This window comes from Rhodomicrobium lacus, from assembly GCF_003992725.1.
GTDB classification, from domain to species: Bacteria; Pseudomonadota; Alphaproteobacteria; order Rhizobiales; family Rhodomicrobiaceae; genus Rhodomicrobium; species Rhodomicrobium lacus.
In genome coordinates, this window is the sequence record NZ_RZNF01000012.1 from 1,285,962 (window position 1) to 1,297,500 (window position 11,539).

5 protein-coding genes, 2 rRNA genes and 1 pseudogene (1 of these 8 running past the window's edge) are annotated in these 11,539 nt (G+C 61.5%); 5 read left to right on the forward strand and 3 right to left on the reverse strand.

From position 1 onward, the window contains the following. Positions 1-7 precede the first annotated feature (7 nt). The 5 genes from EK416_RS15335 to EK416_RS15355 all read left to right on the forward strand — a co-directional run bounded on the left by EK416_RS15335 (position 8) and on the right by EK416_RS15355 (position 7,915). The gene (locus tag EK416_RS15335; protein WP_127079010.1) at positions 8-1,249 is read left to right on the forward strand and encodes an MFS transporter; all 1,242 of its coding nucleotides are present in this window, start codon (positions 8-10) and stop codon (positions 1,247-1,249) included. Further along, positions 1,246-2,118 (forward strand): nucleotide-binding protein, encoded by an 873-nt coding sequence (locus EK416_RS15340; protein ID WP_127079012.1) that lies wholly within the window; start codon positions 1,246-1,248, stop codon positions 2,116-2,118. The genes EK416_RS15335 and EK416_RS15340 overlap by 4 nt, the downstream gene beginning before the upstream one ends. Beyond that, positions 2,118-3,479, forward strand: coding sequence for a nitrogenase component 1 (locus tag EK416_RS15345; protein WP_164730053.1), 1,362 nt, complete (start codon positions 2,118-2,120; stop codon positions 3,477-3,479). Before EK416_RS15340 ends, EK416_RS15345 begins: the two co-directional genes overlap by 1 nt. Next, complete coding sequence (locus EK416_RS15350) at positions 3,479-4,762, forward strand: nitrogenase component 1 (RefSeq protein WP_127079016.1); 1,284 nt, start codon at positions 3,479-3,481, stop codon at positions 4,760-4,762. The genes EK416_RS15345 and EK416_RS15350 overlap by 1 nt, the downstream gene beginning before the upstream one ends. 705 nt (positions 4,763-5,467) lie before the next feature. Next, positions 5,468-7,915, forward strand: a complete 2,448-nt coding sequence (locus tag EK416_RS15355) for a TonB-dependent receptor (RefSeq protein ID WP_245434074.1) — start codon at positions 5,468-5,470, stop codon at positions 7,913-7,915. A gap of 287 nt (positions 7,916-8,202) precedes the next feature. Here EK416_RS15355 and EK416_RS15360 read toward each other — a convergent pair. From EK416_RS15360 to EK416_RS15370, 3 genes and pseudogenes are all read right to left on the reverse strand, one after another. Further along, a pseudogene (locus EK416_RS15360) lies at positions 8,203-8,951 on the reverse strand (MFS transporter small subunit); the annotation flags it as partial. Positions 8,952-9,170: 219 nt separating this feature from the next. Further along, positions 9,171-9,278, reverse strand: a 5S ribosomal RNA gene (gene rrf / locus EK416_RS15365). A gap of 112 nt (positions 9,279-9,390) precedes the next feature. After that, positions 9,391-11,539 (reverse strand): 23S ribosomal RNA (locus EK416_RS15370) (it continues 653 nt past the right edge of the window).

The following is an 11,539-nucleotide window of genomic DNA, read 5'->3' on the forward strand; positions in this document are numbered from 1 at the left end:
AGTGGCGGTGGCACGCGTCATGGGCAAGACTGAAGACGGCTCGCGGGCATTCCGCGTGCCGCTCCACTGGCTTTTCATCGTGGCAGGCGCAACGAGCGGGATCGCTTTCGGCATCCTTTCGGTGGCGCTGCCGGTCTATGCGTTGAAACTCGGCGCCAGCGCAGCGGAGACGGGGCTTCTGCGCGCGGCGACTGGGCTCGGCATGCTGATTGCCGTGCTTCCGGCAGGCATGGCGGTAGACCGCTTCGGCGTCGGGCGTGTGTTTCTCCTGGCGAGCGCCGCGAACGCGGCCTGCGTGGGGTTTTGCGCGCTCGCACCATCGGTCGATGCTCTCGGGCTCGCCATGATGGGCGAGGCTTTCACGCGCGCTTTCGTTTTCGCGGCGCTCGCGTCCGCCTTTCTCCACGCGTTGCCGCTCATCGGTCTTCACCGGGCTGGATGGAACAAGGCCGCCATATCGCTCGGCATCAGCTTTTTCGGCCCGTTTCTCGGTGGCGCGCTCATGTGGTGCGTGCCCTTCGAAGGCGTCTTTGCGATCGCTGCGGTCATGATGTGCTCGGCCAACTTGCCGCTGCGCTTCATTCCGGTGCCGGAGCCGGCACAAGGAAATGAGCACCGCCGCGCCATCGGTAGCCGGTTCGCAGAAAGGCGCGTCTCGCTCGCGTCGTTGTTGCGCGCGCCCGGCGTTCCGGCCTGCCTTGCAGCCGAGACGCTGATAACGGCCGTTTTTGCGTCTTTCGCAACGTTCATCGTCGTCCTCGCCGTGACGGAACGCGGGCTGGCGGCGACCGAAGCGGCGTGGATCGCGGGCGTGGAGGGCGCGGCCTATATCGCAACCTCTTTCCTTGCCGGGGCGTGGATTCAGCGCTTCGCTTTCCCGGTGGCGCTTGGCGTGGGGACGGCGGTCATCGTCCCTTCGCTCGCGGGGATCGCCTTCGCGGAAGGCTTCGCCCTTCTCTTCGTTTTCGCGACAACCCTGGGCCTCGGCATCGGTCTTATGACGCTCGTCATCACGATGCGAGCCGGGACGCTGCCCGGTGCGAAAGGCGAGATAAGCTCTCTCTTCATGACCGCCACGGGCCTCGGAGGGATGGTCGGACCCGCTTTTGCCGGGGCAATGGCCGCGGCCTTTGGCACGCCTGCGGTCTTTCTCTCCTTCATGCCGCTCTTCATCGCCCTCTTGGCCGTCACGGCCATTCCAGCCCGCACACCTCGTATTCCAAGCCTTATTCCGTCGGAGGAAAAGTGACCCACGCGCCGAAACACATCGCGATCTATGGCAAGGGCGGCATTGGCAAGTCCACCACAACGTCGAACATCAGCGCGGCGCTCGCCGAATCCGGCCGACGCGTCATTCAGGTCGGCTGCGATCCCAAGGCCGACTCCACGACGATCCTTCGCGGCGGCGCGGACCTGCCGACCGTGCTCGACACGCTTCGCGAACACAGCCGCACCACGCTCGAGTCGATTTCCGCAATCGGCTTCGGCGGCGTGCTCTGCATCGAGGCGGGGGGCCCGGTTCCGGGCGTGGGCTGCGCGGGGCGCGGCATCAGCGCGGCGATCGATCTCCTTTATGAACTCGACGTGTTCGAGACCTTCAGACCGGATGTCGTCCTCTACGACGTCCTCGGCGACGTCGTATGTGGCGGCTTCGCCGTCCCTATCCGCGATGGCATCGCGAGCAAGGCTTTCGTGGTGACTTCGTCCGACTTCATGGCGATCTTTGCCGCGAACAACCTCTTCAAGGCCATCCAGAAATACGCGCCAACCGGAGGCGCGCGCCTCGGCGGCATCATCGCGAACGGTCTTCAGGCTTCCTACGCGCGCCCGCTCGTCGACGATTTCGCCGCGCGCACGGGCACGCGCGTGGTCGGTTACGTGCCTCGCTCGCTCACGGTGGCGCAGGGCGAGCTTTACGGTCAGACCGTGATTGAAAGCGCGCCAGCTTCCGAACAGGCCGACATTTATAGGGCCGTGGCGCGCGCCATCGTGGACGACGAAGAAACGACGATTCCGCATCCTCTCGCCGATCCCGACCTGAAAAGCTGGGCGCGCCAATGGGGCGACCGGGCCTTCGCCGAGGAGAAGAAGCTGGTGTCTGCCGGGGGCCTTGTCTGATGGCACGTCGCCCCGGCCTTGTTATTCGCGAAAAGCGGCTGAACGGGATCGGCGCATGGCTTGGCTCATCGTCGCCGATCCTTGCCGAATTCGCCTCGGGCGACGCCGCACAACGCGTGCGCACCTTCTCGGAGACCGCGCCGGACGATGTGACGGCGGCACTCAGCTTCCTTGGCGCCATCGAGGGCGCGGCAATCGTGGTCCATGCGCCCCGTGGATGTGCGGCGGCGGCGCTCGCACAAAAGGGCGCTGCAGCTTTCGCCGTGACGGGCCTCGACCAGCGGGACACCATAATCGGCTCGGGCGAAGCCCTCGCGCGCACCATCCGCTCGCTTGTCGAACGTCACCGGCCATGGGTCGTGTTCGTCATCGGCGGGCCGGTCGTCGCCATCAACAGCGACGACATCCGAAGCGTCGCCGCTGAATTGACCGAGACCCTCGGCATCCCTGTCCTGCAGGTGCAGACGGACGGTTTCCGCTCGCGCATCGCCGCCACCGGTTACGACGCCGCAACGAAGGTGGCTCTGGCGCTGGCGTCGGCGCCTTTCGCTCTTGGACGCGAGGACGTGGTGAATGTCATCGCGCTCGATGCGCGCGTCGGCGACGGCATCGCCACGCTGCTTGAGCCGCTCGGGCTTCGGGCGAATCTCCTGCCGGGCGGAGCGAACGCCGCAAGCTTCGAACTCGCGGGGAAGGCGCTTCTTTCCGTGCCTTTCGATGGCGACGCGGGCACGGCTTTTGCCCAAGGTTTGGCTGAATCGGCGGGCGTGCCGTTGCTGTTACTGCCGCCGCCCATCGGGCTTTCGGCAACGAGAGCATGGAGCGAGGCTGTGGCCGCAGCCACCGGACGAAGCGCGCGGCTGCAAGCCGATCACACTGAAGCCGAGCGGGTGCTCGAAGGAGCGCGCGTCCATGTCGCCCTGTCGCCCGCATTTGCCTTTGCCGCCGCCGGGCTGGTGGAGGAACTTGGCGGCGCGATCTCGGCCCTGACGATCGACTATCTGGACAAGGCGCATCTCCCCGCAGCAAAAGCCTTCGCGGATCGATGGCCCGAAGCGACGCTCCATGTGGCAGCCGGGCAACCCTTTGAAATCGCTAATTTTCTGTCGAAAACAAACCCGGACCTCTTCATCGGGCCGCCTCCGCTTGCGGCGGTTGCGAGCCAGGCCGGTATCGCCGCGTTTGGCGTGGCTCCTCACCGGCTCATCGGCGCGGGGGGGGCCGAATGGCTCGCGAACAAGGCGCGGAACGCGCTCGCCAACCGCGCGTTTGCCGCGCGCCTCGCGGGTAGCCGTTCCTCATACGCAAGCGGCTGGTATCGCCGCAGTGCCGACTGGCACATCAAGCAGGAAGTTCGCTGATGGCTCATCCAATCGAATGTCCCGGCGAAGGCTGCGCGCTTCACGGGGCCATTTACGCCGCCCTGGCCGTGCGGGGCGCAATTCCCATTGTTCACGGCCCGGCCGGATGCGGTTATCAGGCAGCGCTTGCCGCGCCACTGGCGGGGTGGCTCGATCCTGGCGGCATCGCCGTTCCATCGACGAACCTTTACGAGAAGCAGGTTGTCTTCGGGGGCACGGCGCGGCTTCGCGAAGAGATCAAGAACGCGGTGAAGGTGGCCGACGGCGCGCTTTACGCGGTGCTGAGCACCTGTCCGACCGAGATGATCGGCGACGACATTCCCGCCATGGCGAAGGAAGCGCGGGCGCAGGGCTTTCCGGTGATCGATGTGCCATCGGCCGGCTTTCGCGGCGCCGTGCGGGCGGGATACGTGGAATTTCTAAAGGCTGTTATCGGCTCCGGCCTCGTCGTCGACAAAGGCGCGCGCGATCAGACGCTTGTAAACGTGTTCGGGCTGGTGCCGGGCGCGGACGCGGCATGGGTGGGCGAGATCGAGGAATGGTCGCGGCTTCTCGCCGGGATAGGCCTTCGCGCGAATGAGGTTTTCGGTCCCTCCGGCGGGGTGGCGGATCTTCGGCGCGTCGGCGACGCGGCGCTGACGCTCGTTCTTTCGTCGGCGGGCCGCGGACCGGCGGAGGATATTCAGCAAAGGTTCGGCGTGCCGTGGTTCGAAGCGAGCGCGCTTCCCGTCGGCGCGCTCGCGACGGCCGATCTGTTGCGAAGGATCGGCGACCTTGCGGGGCGTCCGCGCGATGATGTCGAGACGTTCGCCGCCTCCGAACGCGAACGCGAGAACTGGTTCCTCGAAAGGTTGTCGCACGCCTATCACGCGCTCGATCTGCAACGCAGCTTCGCTCTTGTGACAACCGGTTCGCGGTCGGCGGGGCTTTCCGCCTTCCTTACAGGAACGCTCGGATGGCTGCCCCGGCTCGTCGTCGTGGCCGAACCGCTCGCGCCAGACGAAAAAGCGCGGCTCGTTCCCGAAATCGAAAAGGCAGCCCCCGGCGCCGAGGTCATTTTCGTAGAGAGTGCGGGCGAGATAGCGGATGCCATCGCGGCGGCGAAACCGGAGATTATTCTGGCGCGCACCATCGAGGCGGGCGTCGCGTCGCGGCTTGGCGTGCCGCTCGTACAGATTTCCACTCCGGTCTCAGACAGGATAGTACTCGATACGCCGCTATCGGGCTCGCGAGGCGCCCTTGCGCTGATCGAGGCAATCGGCGGCGCAATCCTGCGCCAATAGAATTGCGACCTTCCGCCGGCTGCCGCCTCGCCATCGAAACGGCCGGAAGCGTCAAAGACGACGCCAGGGCGAACCGTGTTTCTTCGGGACTGAGAGCTGCCGCGCTCAGGTTAGACGCGTGTTTCGGTGCGCCGGCCCTGCCGGATGAGCGTGGGCGCCAGCGCATGGCGCGCCTCTCAGTCGGCAGAAAGCAGGACAGGGTAGGCCGCTGAAATCCGTGTGCGAATTTTCCCGGAAATGCTTCGGCTCAAGCCTTACACAAGCTGCGAAGAAGATCGGGATTGTTAACGAGTGATGGTGGGTAGAACTATTTTCTCTTCCGCACTCTCTGCTTGTCGAGTGCCAAAAAAATATTTTGACTATCGACATGGTGTACTTACTCTTCGGGAGTGCAGTAAGGCCTTCAAGCCCTGTTCGCGGCATCCGGTGGAGGGATGCCGGATTGCAGGCGCATAGGCCCGCGCTGCATGCGGGGCGGGCCTCGAGATCAGAAAAGATCCCTGCGGTGACGGGCATCCCGTTGGGGTTCTTGCCGGTTGCAAAACAGGCTTTGCAACTGGTGCGTGCATCACTCCGGGTGGGTGATGAATTGAGTTGAACCCGGCGTGGGTTCATTGGGCAAGTGGGTGGGAAAACATGATAGTAAGACAGTCGCCCTCGGCTGAGGGGCGGAATTTTCGCGTGCGCTTCTTGAAGCGTGGAGTCTTGTGCAGCGGTGCGCTCGCTCTCGGCATCGGCGTTTCGTCAACGGCGCTTCTGGCACAGGAACAGGCATCTTCCACCGGCCAGAGCGGTACGGCAAGCACCGCGACGCCAGCCACCGCAGGGGGAACAACTGCGCCAGCGGCAGGAGGCCAGACGGCAGCGGTGGGCGCCACCGCGACGATTCAGGACGTCATCGTGACGACCCGCCTTCGCGAGGAAGAGTTGCAGGAGGTGCCGGTTCCCGTCACCGCTGTCACCGGCGAAACGCTCGACCGCGAACATGAAAGAACCGTGAAAGACTTCGCCGATAAGGTCCCGTCGCTCACCGTCGTCGCGCCGAACCCTCGTAACACCAGCGTCGCCATTCGCGGCATCGGCAAGACCTACGCAAGCGACGCGCTCGAAGCAAGCGTGGGCGTCATCGTCGACGGCGTCGTGGCGACGATCCCTGGCCAGACATGGGGCGATTACGGCGACATCCAGCAGATCGAAGTCGCGCGCGGACCGCAGGGCACGCTGCTTGGCAAGAACACCACGCTCGGCGCGCTGAACATCACCTCCAAGGCACCGACTTTCGAACCGGAAAGGGAAGTCGAGGTGACTGTCGGCTCGCGCGACCTTTTCATCACGAAGGCGGCGGCGAGCGGCCCGGTCATCGACAATACGCTGGCCTATCGCGCATCGGTCTATTTCGACCGGCAGGACGGCTTCATAGACAACACGCTGAACGATACCAGCTACAACGGCCAGAACCGCTGGGGCGCGAAGCTGCAGTTCCTCTATACGCCGACCGAGAACATCACCAACCGAACGATTCTCGATCACGCCGAGTCGAAAGAACAGACGCTGGTCCTGCAGCGCCTTAGCGATCCAAAATACTACAGCGACAACGGAGCACTGCGAACAGGAACCTACACGCAGCGCCTGGCGACCTTCAGCATTACTCCAACCTTCGACGCGTTCAACTCGGTCCAACTCAATCAGCAGGAGCCGGTTTATAGCTCCGGCAACGGGATTTCGACGCAGACGGACTGGAAGCTCGACAACGGCTACACGCTCACGTCGATCACGGCTTACCGCGATTACCATTTCAGTGCGCAGAACGACCAGGATTACACGAACCTTTCGGTTGCCTATGCGGGCTATCTCGTCGATTCGTGGCAGGGTTCGCAGGAACTGCGCCTGACGTCGCCGAAGAACGTCGACGTGCTCGGGCAGAAGTTCGATTACACGGTGGGGCTTTATGCGCTTCGCAGCGAAGTCACCTCAACGCTGCGCACTGATTTCGGCTCCGATGCCGCCAAATACCTCTACTACGGTACTCCCTTGGCCGGCTCTTCGGCGCTTCTCGACGGCGTAAAAGTCCGCGCGGCCGAGCATCCGGATACGACGAGTCTTGCGGCATACGGCCAGACCACATGGCATGCGACGAGTGCTCTCGACCTGACACTTGGCGTTCGTAATACCTACGAGGAAAAGGATAACTGGGGCCGGAAGTGGTACACCGGCGGCGCCACGCTGAACCCAACCTATGAGGCATACCGCAATCAGGTCGTCGGCCTCTACAGCACCACTCCGGGTGTCTATAACACCAATCCGGTTCAGGGAAAGGCGATCTACGCAGACTCCTGGTCATGGCTCGTAAACCCCAGCTACAAGTTCACCGATGATATTCTCGGGTATGTCTCCGCGAGCTACGGCGAAAAATCCGGCGCTGTGCAATTCAATACCACCACGGGCCTCCCACAGAACGTGTTGCCGGAGGAGGTGAACGATTACGAAATCGGCCTCAAGACGACCTTCTTCGACAAGAAGCTCACCCTCAACCCCAACCTTTATTATACGGAGGTCGCCAACTATCAGGCACTGCTCGCTACGCTGAATGCATCACAGACTGTCTATGTTTCATATCTCGGCAATATCCCCGGCGTGAGGCTTCGCGGCGTCGAAATCGAGGGCAGCTACGACACGCCGATCGACGGGTTGAGGCTCACTTTCGGCGGTGCTTACAACGATGCGATCTACACCGACTTCAAGAACGCGCCTTGCGCCGGTGACCTGTCCTACGCGCGAACCCAGAGTTGCGATCTGACAGACAAGCGATTGGCTGCCGCACCGCGATGGAGCGGCAATGTCGGCGCCACCTACTCGCGCTCGGTGTGGGATGGCTATACAGGCTATGTCTGGGCGAGCGAAACTCTGCGCTCCGGGGCCTATCTCGACACCAGTCTCTCGAAGCTGGCCTGGCAGGACGGCTTTGGACTTACCAATCTGGGCATCGGGATAACCCCCGACGACAAGGCTTGGGATCTCTCCCTGTGGGGCAAGAACATCTTCGATAAGCAATACTACACCTCCATAACGAGTGCGACCTCGACCGGCGCACCGGTCATCGGCTCGGTCGGCGATCCGCGCGTGATCGGCGTCACGCTCCGCGCGAAGCTGTAAGATTCCACTTACGGGGAACGGCGCCTCACTTGTGGTGAGGCGCAAGCGTTGCGCCGCTCGCCGATGTAATATTCAAACCGCTCCGTCTGCACCGCCAGCGGCGGGCGCAGGTGAGGGGCCTGAGATCGGCATGTATCGTTCACAGGGCGATACATGCCGTACCGGCGTCGACGGCAGCGCAAATCAATGCTTCGATCGCATCGTTCGACCGGTCGTGTCAGGCGGACGTCTCTTCCACGCTGATTGTCAGGCTGCCCGGCGTGGATCGCCCGGTCAGCCTGACATTCTTATCGAAACAGTGCCGCTGTTTGCAGAAGCGTCATGTAGGTGCCCCAGGCGATCGGAATGCCGACCGCCGTCCACGCCAGCAGCGCCGGCACGGAAAAGCCGCCGCGTCCGATGCAGAACGATCCGTGCGGCTCCGCCATAGCGCCGCGGCGCTTGGCTGCGAAATAAGCGTCCTCCTGCTCCTTCGACATATACCATTTCTCCGCGACCGGCCGCACGAGCAGGTTCGCGATGAGACCGAGGACGAGAAAGCTCGCCAGAATGTACATCGTGAAGTCGTAGACCTGCGCGCGGGGAACGCCCGCACTGATCTGCGCCTCGCGGATGTAGTTGACGACGACCGGGCCGACGATGCCCGCTGCCGCCCAGGCGGTGAGCAGTCGCCCGTGGGATCGCGCCGACATAATGTGTACCGAAGATGTCGGCGAGATAGCTGGCAGCGTGGCGAACCCGCCGCCATACATCGACAGGATCGGGCAGAAGATGCCGACGAACAGCACCTGACTGCCGGAATGGGCCGCCATCGGAGCTGAAGCGTAAAGCGCGATGCCGAGCACGAAGAAATCCGACAGCGACGCCCAGACGAAACGCCCGCCGATGTTGAAGGTGGAAAGCAGTCCCGCCAAGCCCGCTGCAGATCGCGGCGATCTGCGTCTTCTGCGGCAGCGTCAGCAAATTTGCCTGCGAAGATCTCCTGAGGCATCGGCGACGCCATGCCGATGACGGCGATGCCAGCCGAGAAAGCCAGAACTTCGTGCGGCTTTTTCGGCAAGCGCTCGCATGCGCCATGGCCGGCAGTTTCACGCGGGGCTGCGGATTTTGGCGCTGTGAGGGCAGTGGGCAGCCTGCGGGACGCAGCGCGATCACACTCCATTCCAGCGAGCATTGGCGTTATGCCAACGCAAAAAGCCCCGCTGGGGGCGAGGCTTTTTTGTGTATAGGGGATTTGGTTTGATATCCTTTGTATGCCTGGCGACGACCTACTCTCCCACGGTGTAGTACCATCGGCGCAGGAACGTTTCACGGTCGAGTTCGAGATGGGATCGAGTGGGGGCGTTCCGCTATAATCACCAGGCAAACGAAGGATATCGGGGAGGGCCGAGTTTTGCGGCTCGGCTTTTTTCTCGGAATGATCTGGATTTGGTCTTTTCGTCAACTCACCTGACGGTGAGCATTGACTAATGAGAGCGATGAAGCCGATCGAACTATTAGTACTGGTAAGCTCCACACATTGCTGTGCTTCCACACCCAGCCTATCAACGTGGTCGTCTTCCACGGTTCTCAAGGGAGAACTTGTTTCGAGGCGAGTTTCCCGCTTAGATGCTTTCAGCGGTTATCTCTTCAACACTTAGCTACCCTGCACTGCGGCTGGCGCCACAACAGGTCCACCAGAGGTGTGTCCATCCCGGTCCTCTCGTACTAAGGACAGCTCCTCTCAATTCTCCTACACCCACGGCAGATAGGGACCGAACTGTCTCACGACGTTCTGAACCCAGCTCACGTACCGCTTTAATTGGCGAACAGCCAAACCCTTGGGACCTGCTCCAGCCCCAGGATGCGATGAGCCGACATCGAGGTGCCAAACAACCCCGTCGATATGGACTCTTGGGGGTCATCAGCCTGTTATCCCCGGCGTACCTTTTATCCGTTGAGCGATGGCCCTTCCACACAGGACCACCGGATCACTATGACCGACTTTCGTCTCTGCTCGACTTGTGGGTCTCGCAGTCAGGCAGGCTTATGCCATTGCACTCGACAGCTGATTTCCGACCAGCTTGAGCCTACCGTCGCACGCCTCCGTTACTCTTTGGGAGGCGACCGCCCCAGTCAAACTACCCACCACACACTGTCCCGGAACCGGATAACGGTCCGCGGTTAGATATCCATAATCGCAAGGGTGGTATTTCAAGGGTGACTCCACAGAACCTGGCGGCCCTGCTTCATAGTCTCCCACCTATCCTACACATGCAATCACGAATACCAGTGTGAAGCTATAGTAAAGGTGCACGGGGTCTTTCCGTCTAACCGCAGGAACCCCGCATCTTCACGGGGAATTCAATTTCACTGAGTCTGCGTTGGAGACAGTGGGGAAGTCGTTACGCCATTCGTGCAGGTCGGAACTTACCCGACAAGGAATTTCGCTACCTTAGGACCGTTATAGTTACGGCCGCCGTTTACTGGGGCTTCAATTCGGAGCTTGCACCCCTCCTCTTAACCTTCCAGCACCGGGCAGGCGTCAGACCCTATACGTCGCCTCGCGGCTTCGCAGAGCCCTGTGTTTTTGGTAAACAGTCGCCACCCCCTGGTCTGTGCCCCCTGCAAATGCTTGCGCAAAAGCAGGGCCCTCTTATCCCGAAGTTACGAGGGTAATTTGCCGAGTTCCTTCAACGCAGTTCTCTCAAGCGCCTTGGTATGCTCTACCAGTCCACCTGTGTCGGTTTAGGGTACGGTCGTTTGGGGGGCTATTTCCTGGAACTGCTTCACGGCCGAACCAATCCGTTAAGGTTCGACAATTTACGCAATCCGTCACCATCCCCTGGCTGCAGAATATTAACTGCATTCCCATCGACTACGGCTTTCGCCCTCGTCTTAGGAGCCGGCTAACCCTGCGCAGATTAACTTTACGCAGGAACCCTTGGACTTTCGGCGAGAGTGTCTCTCACACTCTTTATCGTTACTCATGTCAGCATTCGCACTTCCAATACCTCCAGCATGCCTCACGGCACACCTTCACCGGCTTATGGAACGCTCCGCTACCGCGACACTTGCGTGTCACCCGCAACTTCGGTGCGTGGCTTAATCCCCGTTACATTTTCGGCGCAAGAACCCTTATCTAGACCAGTGAGCTGTTACGCTTTCTTTAAATGATGGCTGCTTCTAAGCCAACATCCTGGTTGTTTTGGGGTTTTCACATCCTTTCCAACTTAGCCACGACTTGGGGACCTTAATTGGCGGTCAGGGCTGTTTCCCTTTTCACGACGGACCTTAGCACCCGCCGTGTGTCTGCCGGACAAGACATTCCAGTATTCGGAGTTTGGTTAGGTTTGGTAATCCGGTAAGGACCCCTAGCCCATCCAGTGCTCTACCCCTGGAAGCATACATCCGACGCTCTACCTAAATAGATTTCGCGGAGAACCAGCTATTTCCGAGTTTGATTGGCCTTTCACCCCTATGCACAAGTCATCCCCGACTTTTTCAACAGGCGTGGGTTCGGCCCTCCAGTGAGTGTTACCTCACTTTCAGCCTGCTCATGCATAGATCACCCGGTTTCGGGTCTAATCCAACGAACTGAACGCCCTGTTCAGACTCGCTTTCGCTGCGCCTACACCTATCGGT